Source organism: Shewanella sp. DAU305 (assembly GCF_026802235.1).
GTDB lineage: Bacteria > Pseudomonadota > Gammaproteobacteria > Enterobacterales > Shewanellaceae > Shewanella > Shewanella baltica.
In genome coordinates this window covers 3,676,354-3,696,179 of the sequence record NZ_CP113808.1, presented here as the reverse complement: position 1 = coordinate 3,696,179, position 19,826 = coordinate 3,676,354, and the positions used below count along the sequence as shown (strand labels likewise).

Here is a 19,826-nt window from a genome sequence, read left to right as displayed (position 1 = left end):
AGTTAACAAGGGATAACCAGATGGATTTAAAAGATAAGGTTGTCGTCATTACTGGCGGCGCGGGTGGCTTAGGTCTAGCAATGGCGCAAAATTTTGCGCAGGCGGGTGCTAAGATAGCGCTTATCGACGTGGACCAAGAAAAACTCGAGCGAGCCTGCGCTGAGCTTGGATCGGACACTGAAGTCCAAGGTTATGCCTTAGACATTACCGACGAAGAAGACGTCGTGGCAGGTTTTGCCTATATTCTCGAAGATTTTGGCCAAGTGAACGTGTTAGTGAACAACGCCGGCATTCTGCGTGATGGCCTGTTAGTCAAAGCCAAAGATGGCAAAGTCACCGACCGTATGTCTTATGAGCAATTCCAATCTGTGATCAATGTGAACTTGACGGGCAGCTTCCTCTGCGGTCGTGAAGCGGCAGCGGCCATGATTGAATCCGGTCAAGCGGGCGTGATTGTCAACATCTCTAGCCTAGCGAAAGCGGGTAACATGGGTCAGTCGAACTATGCCGCTTCAAAAGCAGGCGTCGCGGCCATGTCTGTTGGCTGGGCGAAGGAATTAGCGCGTTACAATATCCGTAGTGCCGCGGTTGCACCGGGCGTTATTGCTACTGAGATGACAGCGGCAATGAAACCTGAGGCGCTGGAGCGTTTAGAGAAGCTAGTGCCAGTAGGGCGCTTGGGTCATGCCGACGAGATAGCTTCTACCGTACGCTTTATTATTGAGAACGACTATGTAAATGGTCGCGTGTTCGAAATCGATGGTGGTATCCGTCTGTAATGACGATATCTTATTGATATTCATAAAAACCGAGCTCAGGCTCGGTTTTTTATTGCGTAAAGAAACATAATGGCATTTTGAACTCAGTCTTTGGATTTATTTAGATTTCACTGTTGGAGTTGACATTTAGTTGTTAACCTTCAACAATCCCCCTCCAGTTTTTTTACATAACTTTACATACATGTTTGTCGCATGTAATGGAGCTTAACATCCGGATGTCTTGGCAGGATAAAGCCCTCTGGCTTGAGAAAATCACTAAACGCATGATGTTAATCGTGGGTGTCCTAGGGTTGATTGTGATCTATTGCGGGTTCTTTTTTCTGCTCTTCAGTGGTCGCTCTGTGGCCGTGATCCCGTGGTTTTTCCTTATCTCACCCTGGGTGTGTATTTATTTTGGCTTAACGCAAGTACAGCAAGTGCAAGTGGTAAATTGGTTCTTAAAAAAATTTAAAAAATAACCAATTTCTGCAAGTTCCTATTTTGTTTCGGTTTGTGCAGTTGGCAAACATTGGGGAGAAACAATGAAGTTACATGGATATTTATGGGTGCTAGGGAGTTTGTTTTGTTTGGGGGCTTGCGAGCGCTCGAACAAAGAAACACCGCATCTTAGTGATAATGGTGGGCGTATTGTTGCGCCCTATGGCAGTTGGCTGTCTCCCTTATCGGCGAATGATGTATTTGAACAGGCCGATAATGTCGCCGAGTTACAAAGCGTAGATGGGGCGATTTATTTCTCTGAATCCGATGGTGATAAGCAAGGCCAAGTAGGGATTAAGCGTCTCGATAAAAAGGGCAATATCGCCGACGTCGTGCCGCCAAGCTTTAATGTTAAATCCGCCGTTCATGAATACGGCGGCGCCGCCTTTTTAGGGATAGGCCAGAGTTTATTTGCCACTAAGGCACAGGATCAACTGTTTTATCGTTTCGCCCCTAATCAACCCCCCTGCCGTTAACGCCTAATGGCACCCGTCATGCTGACTGTATCGCTTATCCTAAAGGGTCGCGGATTATCTGTGTGCGCGAGGATCATCGCCAGCCCGGTGAGCCTAAGGCGAGTCTAGTAACAATCAATCTTAACTTTGCCGGCGAAGGCGATACTTTTGTCTCGGGGCATGACTTTATTTCTTCGCCTGCCATCTCGCCCGATAACAGCCAACTGGCGTGGATCACGTGGGAACATCCCTATATGCCATGGGATAACAGTATTCTCTGGCTTGGCGATCTCGACCGCAAAGGGCAACTGCACAATATTCGTAAGGTAAACACGCCTACGGATTCTTCCGTGACACAGCCATTATTCAGCCCTGATGGACAATTATATGTCGTGTCGGATATCAGTAACTGGTGGAATATCTATCGAGTCACGGCACAAAATACCTTAGCCCCAGTGCTGAACAAAAAAGCCGAGTTTGCCGTGGCCGATTGGTATTTAGGCAATCACAACTACGCCTTCGAATCCGAAAAAACCATCATTGCCAGTTATATGCTTGGCAGTCAGGCCGCGCTAATTCGGTTGCATTTGGATTCGGGTTTGACCGAGTCCTTAGCCGTCGATTTCGGCGAAATCACCCAAGTGATCAGGGGCGAAGATGCCGTCTATTTTGTTGGCGCTAAAGCGACGCCAGAGAAGGGTATTTATAAAGTCATCGGCCGTGGCACTGAGTTGGTGTATACGCCTAACTTGCCAAAGCTTGATCCCAATTATATTTCTCGGGCAAAAAATATTACCTTTAAAACCGGTGTTAACCAGCAAGCCTACGGTTATTTTTATGGGCCGGTTAACCCCAACTATACTGCGCCCCATGATACCCGCCCGCCGCTCATAGTGATGTTGCACGGCGGCCCAACGGCGCGGGCGAGTCTGGCTTATCGCAGTGACATTCAATTTTGGACCAGCCGTGGCTTTGCGGTGCTCGATGTTAATTTTCGCGGTAGCAGTGGTTTTGGCCGTGCCTATCGTCAGAGTATTTACGGAAAATGGGGCCAGGCAGATGTGGAAGATGCGGTCAATGCGGCCCGTTATTTAGTCGATAAAGGCTGGGTTGATGGACAAAAGTTGGCGATTCGAGGCGTAAGCGCAGGCGGGTTGACCGTGATGTCGTCGTTGGCTTTTTATGATGTGTTTCAAGCGGGGGTAAGTTACGCGGGGATCAGTGATTTTGAACAGCTGGCCAAGAGTACCCATAAGTTTGAGACGGGGTATTTAGATCAGCTCATTGGTCCCTATGCGAACAATCAAGCCCGCTATAGGGAGCTGTCGCCGCTGTATCATCTTGAAGGCTTGAATGAGCCCTTGTTAATTTTTCAAGGCTTGCGGGATCAAATTGTGCCGCCACAGCAGTCGCGACTAATTTATGAGGCATTAAAAGTAAGAGGTGTGCCAACGGCTTATATTGCCTATCAAGATGAGCCACACGGCGGTTGGAAGCCTGAGCACAGGGCCGCAGGATTAGAGACCGAACTCGCATTTTATGGGCAAGTGTTTAACTTCACCCCTGCGGCTAAGCTGGCAACATTGGTGCTGGATAATGCTGCGGCGTTAAAGCCGAGCTTAGTCCGCAATCAATAACGCAGTATTTACCGTTATGACTCTTGGCCGTTGCTAGTGCGACTGGCTGTACGACAACACTCAGAGCCTGCATCGTGCAGGCTTTGGTCTTTTTGGGATTTGTCTATGTCAGTTTCGTTGTCCTCATGGCTTAGGCTATCGATAATGGCGCAGTGGGGCTGATCGCCGCCTTGGCATTGGGTCACCATGTGTTGTAATTGCGCCCTAAGCTGTTGCAACTTATTGATTTGCTCTTCGACATAGGCAAGGTGAGTACGGGTAAGTTGTTTGACGTCTTCGGCATTACGGCTTTCATTGCCCTTAAGGCCAAGCAAGGATTTGCAATCTTCTAGGCTAAAACCTAAGTCGCGACATTGATGCACAAACTTAAGCGCTTCAATATCTTGATGGCGATAAACCCGATAACCCGCCTCATTGCGCTCGCCGCACACTAAGCCAATATCATGGTAATAACGGATACTCTTAACGCTCAAGCCCGTTTGTTTCGCCACTTCGCCTATCTTCATCTTGACCTCTTCTTTGAGCAACTGAATGGTTTTTCGCCCAGCAATTAATTGTCGATGTGATCACATTGAGCAAATTCATCCTTGACTCTCCCGCAATGGGAGACTTTATCTTAGACCTATAGTGTAAAACATCAAGTGAGGGATCTCCCATGTCTATGACCAGACTCTATGTCGCCAATATGAATTGCGCTGGCTGCGTCGCGAAAATTGAAAAGGCGTTTGCCGCCCAAGCGGGCGTCGAAGCGCGTGTTAATCTCGCCGATAAACAAGTGACGGTAGAAGGTAAGATGAGCGCCGATACTGCCTTAACTGTGATGGAAAATGCAGGTTATCCGGCGCAGGTGGTGGTGGATGCGAAAGTCGCCGCCGAAGAAAAACGCCTAGAAGATGCCACTGAGTATCGGCTGCGGATGCGCCAAGCCATAGCGGCGCTTGTTGTGGGCGTGCCTATGATGATGTGGGGATTATTGGGCGGCGAGATGATGATCAACAGTCCAGCGATGCAGCTTGGCTGGGGCATTATGGGACTGGTCACCTTGGCCTTGCTTGTCACCACGGGCGGACATTTCTACCAAGGCATGTGGCGGGCGCTCAAAGCCAAAACCACTAACATGGATACGCTGATTGTGCTGGGCACTAGTACGGCATGGGCTTATTCCATGCTGGTGGTCATTATGCCCAGCGCATTCCCTATGGATACCCGCCATGTGTACTTTGAGGCGAGTGTGATGATTCTAGGTTTGATTAACTTAGGTCACGGACTGGAACTTAAAGCGCGGGGCAAAACCAGTGAAGCGGTGCAGCGATTACTTGGATTGCAATCCACCACTGCGATTCGGATCACAGATAAGGGCGATGAAAAGGTTGAGATAAGTCAGCTGAAATTGGGCGATAAGCTGCGTTTGCGCCCTGGTGACCGAGTTGCCCTCGATGGTGAGGTCGAAACGGGGCAATCCCTATTAGATGAAGCCATGCTCACAGGTGAACCCATTCCCGTGCTTAAAAATCGCGGCGACAGTGTGAGTGCGGGCACAGTTAATGGCAACGGCAGTTTGGTTTACCGAGTGACGGCGGGACAAGAAGATACCAAGCTCGCCAAAATCATCGCACTGGTGCAGCAAGCGCAAACCTCGAAATTACCCATAGGTCGATTGGCTGACAGAATCTCAGCGGTATTTGTCCCGACTGTGGTGGCGATAGCGCTGTTGGCGGCGGCAATTTGGTATTTTGTGGGGCCAGCACCCGCCTTAAGCCATGCGTTAGTGGTGCTGACGAGCGTGCTCATCATAGCGTGCCCCTGTGCGCTGGGGCTGGCGACACCTATGTCTATTATGGTGGCCGTTGGCCGCGCCGCCCAAATGGGCGTGTTAGTCAAAAATGGTGAGGCCTTGCAAACCGCCAGTAAAGTCGATTGTGTGGTACTGGATAAAACCGGCACAGTTACCTTAGGCAAGCCACAAGTTACTGATTTTACTTTAGTGCAAACGCTGAGTGATGCCGATAAAGAAGCTTTGCTGGGCGAGATTGCGAGCCTTGAGCAGCACTCTGAGCATCCGTTAGCGGGGGCGATTGTCAGTTATGCCAAGGAATCACAGTCGCAATTACCCGACACGCAGGCATTTACGAACCATCAAGGTAAGGGGATTGAGGGCAAGGTCGATGGCGTATCGCTGGCGATTGGTAATCTCGCCTTGATGACGGCATTGGATATTGTTAATTCCGATGGTAGTGCCTTAGATCCAAAAGCGACATTAAGCTTTGCAAACCAAGGTAAAACTCCGATTTATGTCGCCAAAGCGGGCAAGTTAGTGGCCACTATCGCGCTGGCCGATCCGATTAAACCCGATGCTAAAGACGCCATCGCGGCCATGCTGCAAAGGGGTATTCGCGTCGTGCTGTTAACGGGGGATAACCCACAAACGGCGCAGGCGGTAGCCGACCAAGTGGGCATCACTGAAGTGATTGCCGGCGTACTCCCCGAGCAAAAACAACAGCATGTGCTGGATTTGCAAAAGCAAGGGCATGTGGTGGCTATGGTAGGGGATGGCATTAATGATGCGCCAGCTCTGATGAGCGCCGATGTGGGGATTGCGATGGGTTCCGGCACTGAGGTGGCGATTGAAAGTGCGGATATCACCTTGCTGTCGCAGCAGTTGATAGTGATTGCTAACTTATTGGCATTGTCGCGGGCGACGATTAGCAATATTAAGCAGAATCTATTCGGCGCCTTTGTGTATAACAGTCTAGGCATTCCGGTTGCGGCGGGCGTGCTTTATCCGCTCACGGGCATGTTATTAAGCCCTGTGATTGCAGGTGCCGCCATGGCCTTGTCTTCACTCACTGTCGTCACGAACGCCAACCGCTTAAGACGGCAGAAGTTATAAGCTGTCTATACCTAAGCAAACTCAAAATGTTGAAACGGGTATCTTGAGTTAGTTTAGGGCTATGCCTACATTAGCACTTACCACATAAGCCCTTAGCAGATAGTCCTTTGGCGTCGGCAAGGTTTGCGACGCTAAGGGTCATCAGATTGTCATTCTGCTCGAATACATTGAAAGCTAAGCCAATAGGGTAAAATTAATTACGCTTCTCACGCAGGCATTGTGCGGCGATTTCGGCATTCCCTCTGGCTTTTGATCAGCCGTGGTAGTTGATAATTTAGCCCAAACTGCTATAGTGCCACGTTTATTTTTACCCCTTCGGCATAGCGTTATTTGGTTTATGCTTATTTAAAGCGGCGCCAGCTGGCTCGGCCAACATTACTCGATTTGGAAGTTCATTTTGATCACAACAGCAAATATCACCATGCAGTTCGGCGCTAAGCCACTGTTTGAAAACATCTCAGTTAAATTTGGCGGTGGTAACCGTTACGGTCTTATCGGCGCAAATGGCTGTGGTAAATCGACCTTCATGAAGATCCTGTGTGGTGATCTAGAGCCTAGCGGCGGTAACGTCTCGTTAGATGTGAATGAGCGTCTGGGTAAACTAAGCCAGAATCAGTTCGGTTATGAAGAATTCAACCTGATCGACACAGTGATCATGGGTCACCGCGAACTGTGGAAGGTAAAGCAAGAACGTGACCGTATTTATTCTTTACCTGAAATGAGTGAAGAAGACGGCATTACCGTTGCCAACCTAGAGATGGATTTTGCTGAGATGGACGGTTATACCGCCGAATCTCGCGCCGGTGAATTGCTGTTAGGTGTGGGTATCGGTATCGACAGCCATTTTGGTTTGATGTCTGAAATTGCACCGGGTTTAAAACTGCGTGTACTGTTAGCGCAAGCCCTGTTCTCTGATCCAGACGTGCTGCTGCTCGACGAACCCACCAACAACTTGGACATCGACACTATCCGTTGGTTACAAGACATGTTGAACCAACGTAGCAGTACTATGGTTATTATTTCGCATGATAGATATTTCTTAAACTCTGTCTGTACTCACATGGCTGACTTAGACTACGGCGAATTGCGCGTTTACCCAGGTAACTACGATGAATATATGCAAGCGGCTACTCAAGCTCGCGAGCGTTTATTGTCTGATAATGCGAAGAAAAAAGCCCAGATCTCTGAGCTGCAAACCTTCGTAGCACGCTTCTCGGCTAACGCTTCTAAGGCGAAACAAGCCACATCACGTGCCCGTCAAATCGACAAGATTAAGTTAGATGAAGTAAAAGCCTCTAGCCGTGTGAACCCTTTCATTCGTTTCGAGCAAGAGAAGAAACTGTTCCGTAATGCCTTAGTGATTGAAAATCTGACTAAAGGTTACGACACGCCGCTATTTGAAGACTTAAACCTAATTGTTGAAGTGGGCGAGCGCATTGCGGTACTGGGTGAAAACGGCGTCGGTAAAACGACCCTGTTACGTACCCTGATCCACGACATCCCGCAGGATGCCGGTACTATCCAATGGTCTGAAAACGCCAACATTGGTTACTATGCACAGGATCATGAGTCTGATTTCGCGAACGAAATGACCTTGTTCGAGTGGATGAGTCAATGGCGCAAACCAGAAGATGACGACCAATCAGTACGTGGCATCTTAGGCCGTATGTTGTTTGGTTCTGACGACATTAAAAAGTCAGTCAAAGTGCTGTCTGGTGGTGAGAAAGGTCGTATGTTATTCGGCAAGCTCATCATGCAAAAAGCCAACATTTTAGTGCTCGACGAACCGACCAACCACATGGATATGGAATCGATCGAATCATTGAACAACGCGCTGGAAATGTACGAAGGCACCTTGATTTTCGTGAGTCATGACCGTGCATTTGTATCATCGCTGGCTAACCGTATCCTCGAAGTGACTCACACAGGTGTGAATGACTTCAGAGGCACTTACGATGAGTTCCTTGCTAGCAAAGGCATCGAAGTCTAAGGTTATTCGCTATTTAGCTGCATGTGTAAATGCATGCATCTAAATGCAGCATCAATAAAAACGCCGCAATGCATAGCGGCGTTTTTGTATCTGTTATCTGTCTATTATCTAGCGATTAGCTTTTTATGCACTTGATTCTAGTGCATTAGCGACGCTCGTTATTGCGCAGACTCTTGCTGCACATAAATCAAACTGTCGGTATCAAAACCGCGGGCTTTAGACATTTCAACAAACTTTTGCAGCACCTCGGGTGGCACAGTCGGGGTTTTAGCCAGTAGCCACAAATAACCCGTGTCGGGCCCCGATATAAAAGCGTATTGATAGTTTTCATGATCTAATTCGAAGACCACATACGATCCATAAAATGGCCCAAAGAAGGAGACTTTCAAATAGCCTTCTGAGTCCCCATTGACAAAATAGGCCTTACCTTCGGCTTCTTTCCATTCGTTTTTAGCCGCTGAAAATCCACGGTTAATGACCATCACACCGCCATCGTCTTTCAGGCTGTATTCTGCGCTAACTTGGCTTAACCCTCTTTCGAATGAATGATCTAAGCGCGCAATCTCGTACCATTTCCCTAAGTATTTATTCAGCTCAAAATCATTAACGGGTTGAACCAATTTAGGCATACCTAAACAACCGCTGAGCAAAAATATACTGATGACTAACAGTAGCTTTCTCAATTTGACCTCCTGATCTTAAGTCTTAGTTGCACATCTTAAGTTAAATGTTCAATCAATCCTCTGTCGAGCTTACACTATTTTCTTCATATTATTTCAGCAACTAGGCTTCTGTTGGTAAAAGTCCTGTTGGTTAAAGTTCTGTTGTTTAAAGTCGTGTCGGCGACTGTCCTGTGGGTTACTCGATCGCAACCCGCACTTTGCGCTGACTGATAAAGCCTTGGCTAATGCCGGCCAGAATAATCAAGCCGACACCGCTTAATTGCATTGGGCTTAAGGTTTCACCAAATATCCACCATGCCAGCGTCACTACGATAACGGGTTCCACATAGGCGAGGGTGCCAAAAGTGACAGCAGGCAATTGGCGCAGGGCTTTTACCGCCAGTAATATTGCTAAGAATCCGGGGAAGAATCCAATCGCGACTAACCAAGCGATTTGCGGCAAACTTGGCGTCAGCGACGCATTTATCACTAAGGGCAGTAGGCACAAAGCGCCGACACAAAGCTGTACTAAAGTGCTCTGGTAGGGCGAACTCAGACTCGGTTTTCGGTTGATTAACATAAACCCGCTGTAGGTTAATAGGGCGAGTAGGGCATAAAAATAGCCTAATAATTCAGTGTGATTGCTCGCTTGCTGCGGCCCTGTTGGGATCATTAACATAAAGCCCATCAGCGCGACCACTACGCTTGCCATGCTTAAGCTGGTGAGTTTTTCGGCAAAGAAATAATGGGCGAAAATAGCCGACACCACAGGGGCTAAGTAAATAATCATGATCACATTGGCCATTTGGGTGTACTGAATGGCTTCAATGTAAAACGCCATAAAACCCGCGAGCATAGCGCCATTATATACCCAAGCTACCTCAAGATACGAGTTTCAGAGCGCCTAGGGTGCTTCAATTCAAGGCGCATCAATGACAGAATGTCGGCTACCTTTTGAATTGATGCAACACGGAAGTGGAGTGCCCTAGGCGCTCCGTCCCGGCGGGTTTTAACGCACTTTATGCTGTGTTGGTTATTTTTAACTTAGTCCACTAGGTCCGCAAATAACCGCCTTGCCTAAAGTGCGTTAAATTTCCGCTGAATCCTGCATCTTGAGGTTGTTTGGGTATAAGTTGCGTTTACTGGGTCTATGGCGAATCTGCTGGCCTTTCCCTGTGAGCAGCATATAAGCCAATAGAAATAGGGCACCGAGCATTAAGCGGTAGAAGGTAATGTGTTCGGCGGGCAGGGCGGCAAAGCGCGCTAATACACCGATAGTGCCCATAAGAATGGCCGCCAATAGGGCAAAAATGATAGCTAAAGCTGAGCTTGGCATAGATAACCTACAACAGAGTGAACAGAGAGTTAAGGGGCGACACCGTCCTGTGGACGGCGTCGATTTTGCCTTAAAAACTCTCCCTAGGCTATGCCGATATATTAACTAAATAATGCTTTTACGTGAGCGGAAATGGTTAAAGCTATCTTGGCTGTAGGCCGCCTTAATCCGTTTTAACGCGGCGTAGTTATGGTCGAAGTACACATCAGTGGGGATGGCCTTATCTTTGAAGCTGATAAAGGCGCCCGAGGTGTTGGGGATGTCATAATTTCGGCTGGCATCAATCCAATCGAGTGCACGATTGATGCGGGTAAACACTTGGCTATCCTGCAATTGTTGTTTCTCTTGCAGCGCGTTATTCCACCAAGTTTGATATTGAATCGTGTATTGTCTGTCCTTGTAGGGGAAGGCGCTGCGGCTCTTTTGCTCTTCGCCCATAGTGCGATAATAATCGCCCGCAATGGCGCCAAGGGTGACATAGGTAAATAGCCCCAGTTGACGATTACCTTCAAGCACATAGCGAGAGGTTAAGCTTTCGAGCAGTGGCTTATAACCATCTCTCAGTCCCGTTTGATTCACTAAGCGCGAGGTGACTTTATGGGGCGCGGGCTCATCCAAATCAGGTGGCGTCGGTGAGCGGTTTATGCCTTGCAAGTCCGCTTGCAGATGATGAAAAGATTCCCTTTCCCAATTGGGCATTAAGTTTTCACCGTAGGCTTTGGTGAGTCCGCCCATCCCCTCGATGCGAATATCATTGGGGACTAGGTCAAACTCATTAAATTGTGTCTGGATAAAGTGATTCAGACTGGCGGAATTGCCTTCCCAAAAGCCATACATCAAGCAGTTATGCTTAATCGACTCTGTGTCTATGTCAGGCGTTTTGTGTTGTTCTGCGGGGAAATGTTTGGCATTTATCTTGAGATTGGTGCCAATCAAACAGCCAGTGCTGTCGGCATTAATGATGGCTTCCCAGCGCTGTAAAATATCTTTGGTTGGGGTGTGCTCAATGAGTTCTTGGGTTTGTTTATCATAGCAATTCCACTCTAATTCAAACTTGAGCAGGCAAGGCGGTAGTGGAAAGGTTTGCACAAAAAAGCGGGTCACTATGCCGTAACTTAATCCGCCGCCACCCTTGAGCGCCCAGAGTAACTCAGGTTTATTGGCAACCGAGACGACTTGGGTTTCACCAATGCCGAGTACAATTTCTGCCTGTAATAGGGATTCGCAGCACATGCCGTATTTGCGGGTCCAAGGTCCTGAGCCGCCGCCCATAACAAATCCCGCTAAGGCAACGTTGCCACTGGTGCCATGGGGGAGCATCACGCCTTTTTTCGCAAGGGCAGTGGTGAGATTGATAAAGCGATTGCCTGGGCCAATGGCCGCAATACCTGTGATGGGATCTAAAGTGAGGCTATCCATCTTCAGCAGATCCAACACTATGGTATTGGTTTCAGTGCTTTCACCTTCGTGATCATTCCCACCCGAGCGCACGCTGATCGGCAATTTATAATCGATGGCTGCTTTATAGGCGATTTTGACTTCTTCAGTGGAAGTGCATTTGATGATCGCCAGTGGTTTTTTTTGTAACCTGCGGTTGAACAGCTGGCAAGCCTGTTGGTAGGCAATCATTTGCTTACCCGTGCTGACCGAGAATTGTTGCTCACTATAATAATGGCCAGCGGTAATAATATGGTCGGCCGGAATGTGTGCGCGAACTTCATTGATGAAATTAACAAAGTTTTTGGCTTGGGTGATCACTAAGTTTTCACTGATCCGCACTTCTGCACTTAATTCTTCTTCGGTCGATTGCATAATCAAACAATCCCGTTCGAGTTCATTCGCGACGGTCACTTTAATATTCGAACGATAGGCCGTCAGCGATTTAAATACTTCGATATTGAGGGTGATATCCGCTTGGTTGCTCGCCGCGTAATTAACGACATAATTAAAATTAGGCCAAGTGTTATAGTCACACTCAATAATATAGGCTCGGCGTTCGTGGGGCGGAATAATCTTAGGCAGTTGTTGATTATAGGCGTTGCTATCCGCGGTGGTTTTTATGAATTGATATTCAGTATCATTAAATATGACCAGCAGCACTTTTTGTCTTTGAAGTGGGATAACGTTTTCATCACGAAAATTATATACATCTTGATGCTGATAAATGTAAAGGTTATTTTCGGTAATCGATTTTTGTTGCGCCGGATTACGATAATAGTCGACGATTTCGGTTCGGGTTAATAATCGATTAAGTAAAGTGATGCCAAATATTTCACCATCGAAATGAGTGTCACGGTGATTGGGTAATGACACGTTTTCAATTAAAAACTCATTGTCAGCAACCAGTGACAGATTATTGAGTTGTGTATGGGTAATTTCACCATCTACATAACAATTGATTTCATGGTATTCATGGCAGATAGACAATAAGTGCCACTGGCTGTCGTTAAGTCCACCTAAGGTTGAAATTGCCTCAACCCGCAGCAAGGTAGTATTAATCACGCATTCAATATGCCCCAGTGAATTAATATCCACCGCGAAATAGGTATCTTCTCGATCGGTTTTATAATGGAACACACGCCCACCCGCGCTGGTTTTTACCCAACACTGGTAAGTAAATATGGCAAGGGGTGACGTGCTCACGGGTAAGCTTTTTTCAATCACTGCCCGTATATTTCTTGATGCCTCAAGCTTATTCATATTCGTGCGTCCTTTCGTGTGCTTTGCGTGTTTTACCTCAGTGCGCTAAAGCGCAACTGGGGTAATTTATCCCGTGGTTAATCCATCGCGGGTAACTAAGTCGCGGGTAACTATGTTTTGGGTAAATCAGTCGTTAATTAATGGGGATTAAAGCGACGTATTGATCCTGTCACGGCCATCGGCTTTAGCGCGATACAATGCGGTATCGGCGGCGCACAGCATGGCGAGTGAGGTACGGAATTGGCCATTGATTTCACTCGCAATCCCTTGGCTCGCGCTCACAGAGACATAGTCGCGCAGCCCTTGCTCAGTAAAGCGCAGGTCATTAATCCCTTGCTGTACTTTTTGGGCAATCGTCAGTGCCATTTTGGCATTGTGGCTTGGTAGTATTAGCGCGAATTCTTCGCCGCCGTAACGCGCTGCCAGACCAATGTCTATTGGCACTATGTCAGCAATCACTTTGGCAATCTTACGTAGACATTCGTCGCCTTGGATATGGCCGAATTGGTCGTTGAACACTTTGAAATAATCCACATCGATAATCACCACGCTGATAGGGCGCAGCTTACCCGTGCATTCTTCCCAATAGTGATGCAGCATTTCGTCGAAGTATCGGCGGTTCGCCAGCCCAGTCAGTGAATCCGTGGCGGCCAATTTACGTAGCTTTTGATTCTCCGCTTTGTGCTGCGTTAAATCGTGCATCATCATCACGAACAGAGGTTCATGGCTGGGGATGTAGGAAATGGAAAGCTCAACATCTTTTGCTTTGCCTGAGGCGGTAATGAGGGTGATTTCTTCGGCGCAGTGCTGCACTGGAATACCGCAGTTTTTGCCTAGTTTAATATCATTGCTCAGCAGATTGTCGTAGCGAGCTTGATGGTGCTCGGTCAAAAAGTTGCGCCAATCTTGTCCCTTCAAACTGGCCTGCGGGCATGTCAGTAAGTCAGCACCTTTGCTATTGCTAAAGTAAATGTAACCTTGGGCATTGACGATAATCACCGGCTCGGTCAGATGTTGAATAAACTGTTGAATCGTTTCAATCGAGGCATGCTCGAAGAAGGTTAACGGCAATGCGGGCTCGACCAAGCCTTGCTGCGCAGTACACTGTAAGCCATTGTCTTCACCCACAAGTGATAATGGATGTTGTGAGCGAGTCTGTTTAGGTGAGCTTGTCATTGTTATCATTCTCCGTGAACCTAATGTCATCTGCGCTAAGCGCTTTTCTGATGATGACTTTATTCTCTGCAAAGAAAAAATACCTTCTGCTTACCTTCCGATTTAATCTATTGTTTATAAAGGTTTTAAATTTACTCTTCTCACGATAAATTCTCAGATTTAGCGGAAATGTGCGAGATTTTGGGGTATGGCTAAGTTGAAAAGTGGCACTCATGAGTGGATTTTTGGCTATTAAGCGGCAAGGGCAAAGGATTTTAGTGTCGAAATTTAACCGCAGATAAACAGTGGAAAACGGCTCGTTCACCCTAAAGGTTGATTTGGATGCAGAGCTTCGCTACTCGATTTTCCTCTACACCATTTACCACCTTGCTGAAGTTTAAAAGCGCACATCGCATCCCAACGACCACTGATGCCACTGTACTGGCGGCGAAAATCTTTAGCAGAGCTGAGCCAAGCATCTGATGCAATCCCTAACTCATTAAGCAGTTTTGGTCGCTGATTATCGATAAAGCCTTTTTTATCATGGCGAATGGCGCGGCCAGTCCAATCGATAAGTTCCAGATAATCCGCAAAATGAAAAGGGATGCCCGTTTGTTGACTAGATTGTGTTGCCGCATCGAACTTGGCGAGAGATTTGTTTATCGTTTGAGGCTTATTTTTTGCGGATTGGACTGGTGCTTGCGGTGAGATGATGATGTTATTTACCTGCTTGAGTGCACTAATTCTTTCTTGAATCGAGGTGAAATCAGAAGATTGTAAAGAGTCGGCAATCCCTGCTCGAATAGGGTTTAAATCCACGTACATCATGCAGGCTAGTATGGCTTGCTCATCTAGCAAAGCTTGGGATTTGAAACGGCCTTCCCAGAACGCGCCTTTACACTCATCTTCACGATTCGCTTTACGGGCAATTTCTTCGTTCAGGCAGCGCATAAACCAAGATATGCTGGATAAACGTTCATGCCATTCGGTAATTAACCCATCGAGCAGCATGCGTTCACCGTCAATTAAGGCTTCACCATTCATATACTTAGTTGCGACAGTATGGCCTTTAGTTATTTGACACCACCGGCTGATAACCTCTTTTGGGCTTAAGGTTTTTGCTTCCTCAACATCAATTTTAAGTACTAAATGGTAATGGTTGTTCATCACTGCATAGGCGCAAATGTCGATACAAAAAATGGTGGATAATGCTTTGATTTTATCGACAATCCAGCCACGTCTATGCTCATAACTGCGGCCTGTGAGTTTATCCTCACCGCACAGAAAAGCCCTTCTGACACAGCGATTTATCACATGATAGAAGGGCGTTGTATTGGCATCGATAAGCATTCTTCTGGCCGAGGTCATGACTCGCTCCAAACAGACAAGGTGAAGATAATCTAAAGACTAGTAGAAGAGGGGACAAAGCACAAAAAGACATGGCTGTCCCCGCTTTTGTCTCGAAAAGATATGGCGGTCCCCGCTTTTCCCAGTATTTCAGAAAGATCTAATCTTCTCGGTCAATAATTTGTGGGTCTGGACTTATAAGCCATACAGAGTGATCAGCATATTTTAGAATTAATTGGAATTTGATAATTCCAGCTGTTTTATGCAAATCATTAATGGTTACTACTCTTCCCCCCTCTTCAATCAACACACTATTTATGTTGCCATTAAAAGGATTTAGAAAACCAACACCAACAAACTGAACTAAGTCAGGGGTATCGATTAATTGGTAGCGGATAGCTTCTGCTTTATAAACCTCGACATTTCCATGGCAGGGCTCGCCATCTTTGGAGTAACTAAATACAGCTTGACCGTCATTAATTTGTATAGAAAGATTAATCAAAGGATCTCGGGTTGCCTGAAATTGGCTCATAAACTTTTCCTTATGTTTGTGTTTAATTATTACGACTTTCAGTTATTTTTATTTACGATAACAAAGATACTTATTACTTATAAATCAGGTTAAAAATTGAAGTTGGTTATCCCCATAGTCTTTAAACTACTTAGCAGTGTTTGATTTTTCTCCAATGTTCCGAGGCAATCTAGCGCTTTAGCGTAGGGTTGTAGGTACTGAGGATCTCTATCTTTTTGTTGGATCGGTTCTAGCATTTCTTTGACTTGAATGCAGGATTTTTGAACTGCAGGCATATCTTGTCGTTGTTTAGATAATTTGGCGCTAAGTAGCTCAACTTCAGCAAAGCTGGCAAGATACTTAAAATCATCGGGTGCGTCTTTTATTATTTCATTTAATATGAGTGAGGCCTCCTCAAGTGATTCTTTGCATTGTTGATTTTTTCCCATTATAAAATAGTACTGTGCCGAATTTTTGAGGAATATTGCTTTGAGTGCACTATAGCGTCGGCTGTTAATGAAAGCCTTATTCTCTTGTTCAAGCTCAGCTCGCAAATATTCAGGTGTATAATAACTTCGTGGATCTTTGAGTGTTGCGTTAAGTGACATTAATTGGAATTTGAGATAATAAAGCTGGGTTTTCCAAGCGGTATTTTTAGGATCTAATATTACTGCTTGTTGCATCAGTTTTTCACCCTGCAAGGCGTTATTGAATGCTTCAAGCATTGAGCCTTGGTATTCAAACAAAGTAGAGCTGGTCCTCAAACTGCTGGCATATCGATCAAGTAGATAGCCATCCGTATTATTTGTTTTTGTAATAGACTTCAACTCTGTTTGAAGCTGATTATGTATAGATATAGCAGAGTTTAGTTGACCTCTAGAACGCCACGTTCGTGCAAGCCAAGAACGAGTATCTGCTATATCTGCCTGCAGTTGCTTATTGTTAGGATCCTGAGTCAGAGCTAATAATTTTAGTCTGAGTGACTCATCGAAGTAGCTTGTAGCTTTATCAAATTGCTGTTGCTTCATTGCTAGTGAACCTAGCGTATTGTTAGCGTAGGATAGTTCCATGAGAGCATTTTTATCGTCGGAAGCTAGCTTATACATGACCTGGCTATAACTTAGATACTGCTCAAAGTAGGGCTTAGCGCTTTCCCAATCACTCATATCGTATTTTATCTGCCCAAGCCAAAATGCATTTGCGCCTAAGGTTTTTAATAACTCTAGGTTTGTCGGTTGCTCAGTATAGAGATTGGTTAGCTTAGTTTGAGCGGCGAGAAGCGCTGTCTTGGCCTCATCTAGCTTATCGCGTGAATACGCGACTTCACCCATTGCCTCTAGTGTTTGTCCATGTTGTAGGCGAGCTTCAAGGCTCAGATGTTGATCGCCGTTGTCATTAGAAAAATCACTGAAATATTCCAGTGCTTTATTACTGATCCCGTCGAGTAAGTCCATGCGGCCGATGCCGCGCATCTTGTCGGCGAAGTCGCCCACCATGAAACCGAGTAAATCTTCGGCGGCGAGGCGTTTTTGCAGGGCGAGTTTTTCAGCTTCTATGCTGCGCACACTCATGATAATGGAGGTGAGGGTGAGGACGCATAATAGGGTAACGGTTAGGCGCCTCGTCCAGCGCAGCATATTGGCGCGTTTGGTGGAGGCTGTGATAAAGGCGGTTTCGGGATCGTCTAAATCGAATAACGGATTTTGGCTGAGACTTTGGGCTTCTTTTAAAGGTTTACCTTCAGCGAGTAGATAGGCGCTGTGTTTGGCTTCGCTGAGCCAGCGTGTTGAAAGATGCTGTAGGCGACTCTTAATGCTCAAACTGTCGCTATGTTCACTAATCCAAGCCGTCGCCCGTGGCCAACGGCGCAGCAGGGCTTCGTGGGCGATGCTAAAACAGGGTTCACCATTTTGCAGATGCGACACGAATAAGCGGCTATCGACCATGGCTTGCACTAGGGCGATTTCGGCGGTGCTTTGCAGCTGCGACCAGCGGGCGGTGCGGCTGGTGATGGACTTTTCATCTTCGCGCAGGGTGACTAGCAGGGATAAAATCCGTGGCAGACTGGCTTTTTCGGCATCGCTTAAATGGGAAATCGCTTGCTCGGCATTTTTACCAATCGCCCCTTCAATACCGCCAAGGGCATGATAAACCGAGACTAATAACTTATCGTCGGCGCTGCGCTGTAAATACAAGGCCTGCAGCGTGTATTGCAACATGGGCAGTGCATCTGGGTTACTGGCGGCGTCGCTGCAGAGCATTTCATCGAGCGGCATCGCAGTTTCGCTGTCAACTTCCCAGCTTAAGTTGGCGGCCACAGCGGGCAGGCGGATCATTTGCAACAGTTCAGTGCGTGTCGGCGGCGCTAAGTCAAAGTGGGCGCCGCGGGATTTGCCGGCCATTAAGCTTGGGTAGCCCACAAGTAAAGGATAAAAATCGTTACGACAGGCACTGATAATAATCACGGCCTTAGAGGTGGCGAGTTGTTCCAGCAGTTCAACAAATACTGTGCGCTCGGTGTCGCTAAATAGCGGTGATGAGAGCAACACTTCTAATCGGTCGATAAACAAGGCAAAAAACGGCTGAGTAAAGGGCTGAACCTTGAGAGCTTGAGTGCACTGGTTGATTACGCCTTGGATATCTTCGACAAGTTGAACCGCCAGTGTCTCAGCGCTCATGCCTTCGAACACTGGCGTGTCGTTGATTTCCCAGTCGAGCATAGCGCTGGCAAGATCGGTTAACAGTTGCCCTTTACTCACATCGGCAAAATCTAAGCTGCTGAATGACGCGACACCAATGCCGTTATAGCCGCCGCCCTTCATTAAATTGGGCACAACACCGGCATTTATCAGGGAGGATTTACCGCTGCCACTTGGGCCTAAAACCAGACAGAAGGCACGACCATAGATGATTTGCTGGCTGATACGGTTAAGCAAAGTGCTGATTTGTTCACTGCGACCAAAAAACACCTCGGCATAGTTAGCGTTATAGGCTTGCAGACCCGGAAAGGGCGAGCCGCCTTGCCAACTTTGCGGGCTGGCGGTGGCTTCGTGGCCGATAGGAAAACGCACTTCGGCTAAGGTGCGATAGCCGCGTTTGCGTATGGTTTCTATATAGGTGGGATCGGTGGCGCTATCGCCTAATGCTCTACGTAACTGATTGATAATTTTATGTAGTGGGTTGTCGCCAGTATCAACACCCGGCCAGCAGTGGCTGACTATTTCATCACTGCTGATGACTTCGCCCGCCCGTTGGCAGAGAAATAACAGCACATCCATCGCCTTGGGCTCAAGTTGTTTGACTTGTTTGCCAAGGAGCAGACTATTGGCGCTGGGATTGATTTGCCATTCACCAAAGAAAAATGTGCTGTCACTCATAACGATATCCATTTATTGAGTATTGGCTAGCGTACTGTGGGAAAACGTATCGTTAGTTACCACTCTTATAGTTATATTTTTGTTATTTTTTATTGTAAGTGCTCGGCTGTTGTCAGCCTAAGGTTTGGTGTCAAAGCCTTGACATTATGCCTATTACATTTGCTATTTAAAAGGAATAACCCTTGATAATCAATGTAAATTTTATTCATGGCAGCTATGGTAATCATCTGCAGCTTGTCATTTTTCTGTCAACAGTTTGTGCTTTACGTAGCATGTTAAATAACGCGGCGGCTTTTGGCTGTTTATTAGCAAAACATCAATAATGGAAAAGTGCCCACTATGGGCACTTTTCAATGAGAGAGAAAACTCGGGCGGATTAACTTTATCGGGCTAACTTTGTCGTGTTAGCTTGGGGCTGTTAACTTGAGCCTCGCCTCTGGTTTAACATTGGCATTTAAAGCCCGCGTCTTCTATCTGCTCCTTAATATCAGCCCCTTAACATGAGCCTCT

The 19,826-nt window shown here is 46.8% G+C and carries 12 protein-coding genes and 2 pseudogenes; 5 read left to right on the top strand and 9 right to left on the bottom strand.

Annotated features, from left to right (window positions below):
• Window positions 1-20 precede the first annotated feature (20 nt).
• The 3 genes and pseudogenes from OX890_RS15625 to OX890_RS15615 all read left to right on the top strand — a co-directional run bounded on the left by OX890_RS15625 (window position 21) and on the right by OX890_RS15615 (window position 3,348).
• Window positions 21-779 (top strand): SDR family oxidoreductase, encoded by a 759-nt coding sequence (locus OX890_RS15625; RefSeq protein ID WP_006081032.1) that lies wholly within the window; start codon window positions 21-23, stop codon window positions 777-779.
• 215 nt (window positions 780-994) lie between these two features.
• On the top strand, window positions 995-1,237 hold the full coding sequence (locus tag OX890_RS15620) for a hypothetical protein (RefSeq protein WP_006081033.1): 243 nt from the start codon (window positions 995-997) through the stop codon (window positions 1,235-1,237).
• Between the two features lie 63 nt (window positions 1,238-1,300).
• Window positions 1,301-3,348 (top strand): annotated as a pseudogene (locus tag OX890_RS15615) (prolyl oligopeptidase family serine peptidase).
• Window positions 3,349-3,362: 14 nt separating this feature from the next.
• Here OX890_RS15615 and OX890_RS15610 read toward each other — a convergent pair.
• Entirely contained in the window at window positions 3,363-3,854 is a 492-nt protein-coding gene (locus OX890_RS15610; RefSeq protein ID WP_268649528.1) for a MerR family DNA-binding protein, read from the bottom strand.
• A 149-nt stretch (window positions 3,855-4,003) separates the two neighbouring features.
• Between OX890_RS15610 and OX890_RS15605 the strand changes: the two genes are divergently transcribed.
• A complete protein-coding gene (locus OX890_RS15605) occupies window positions 4,004-6,238 on the top strand; it encodes a heavy metal translocating P-type ATPase (protein WP_268649527.1) in 2,235 nt (744 codons plus the stop codon).
• 397 nt (window positions 6,239-6,635) lie between these two features.
• Window positions 6,636-8,228: an ABC-F family ATPase gene (locus OX890_RS15600; protein ID WP_259558342.1), complete on the top strand. Its 1,593-nt coding sequence runs from the start codon at window positions 6,636-6,638 to the stop codon at window positions 8,226-8,228.
• 158 nt (window positions 8,229-8,386) lie between these two features.
• On the opposite strand, the gene OX890_RS15595 is transcribed toward OX890_RS15600, so the two are convergent.
• From OX890_RS15595 to OX890_RS15560, 8 genes and pseudogenes are all read right to left on the bottom strand, one after another.
• Complete coding sequence (locus tag OX890_RS15595; RefSeq protein WP_071939052.1) at window positions 8,387-8,911, bottom strand: lipocalin family protein; 525 nt, start codon at window positions 8,909-8,911, stop codon at window positions 8,387-8,389.
• A gap of 175 nt (window positions 8,912-9,086) precedes the next feature.
• Window positions 9,087-9,755, bottom strand: a pseudogene (locus OX890_RS15590) (DMT family transporter); the annotation flags it as partial.
• 222 nt (window positions 9,756-9,977) lie between these two features.
• Window positions 9,978-10,226 carry a DMT family transporter gene (locus OX890_RS15585; RefSeq protein WP_259569028.1) on the bottom strand — a complete coding sequence of 83 codons (249 nt, stop codon included), beginning with the start codon at window positions 10,224-10,226 and terminating at the stop codon, window positions 9,978-9,980.
• Between the two features lie 105 nt (window positions 10,227-10,331).
• Window positions 10,332-12,926 carry an FAD-binding protein gene (locus OX890_RS15580; RefSeq protein ID WP_268649521.1) on the bottom strand — a complete coding sequence of 865 codons (2,595 nt, stop codon included), beginning with the start codon at window positions 12,924-12,926 and terminating at the stop codon, window positions 10,332-10,334.
• 147 nt (window positions 12,927-13,073) lie between these two features.
• A complete protein-coding gene (locus OX890_RS15575) occupies window positions 13,074-14,102 on the bottom strand; it encodes a sensor domain-containing diguanylate cyclase (protein WP_006081041.1) in 1,029 nt (342 codons plus the stop codon).
• 300 nt (window positions 14,103-14,402) lie between these two features.
• On the bottom strand, window positions 14,403-15,449 hold the full coding sequence (locus OX890_RS15570) for a transposase (RefSeq protein ID WP_268649520.1): 1,047 nt from the start codon (window positions 15,447-15,449) through the stop codon (window positions 14,403-14,405).
• Between the two features lie 139 nt (window positions 15,450-15,588).
• Window positions 15,589-15,960, bottom strand: a complete 372-nt coding sequence (locus tag OX890_RS15565; RefSeq protein ID WP_107402229.1) for a DP-EP family protein — start codon at window positions 15,958-15,960, stop codon at window positions 15,589-15,591.
• A gap of 89 nt (window positions 15,961-16,049) precedes the next feature.
• On the bottom strand, window positions 16,050-19,316 hold the full coding sequence (locus OX890_RS15560; protein ID WP_126492354.1) for an nSTAND1 domain-containing NTPase: 3,267 nt from the start codon (window positions 19,314-19,316) through the stop codon (window positions 16,050-16,052).
• Window positions 19,317-19,826: the final 510 nt, after the last annotated feature.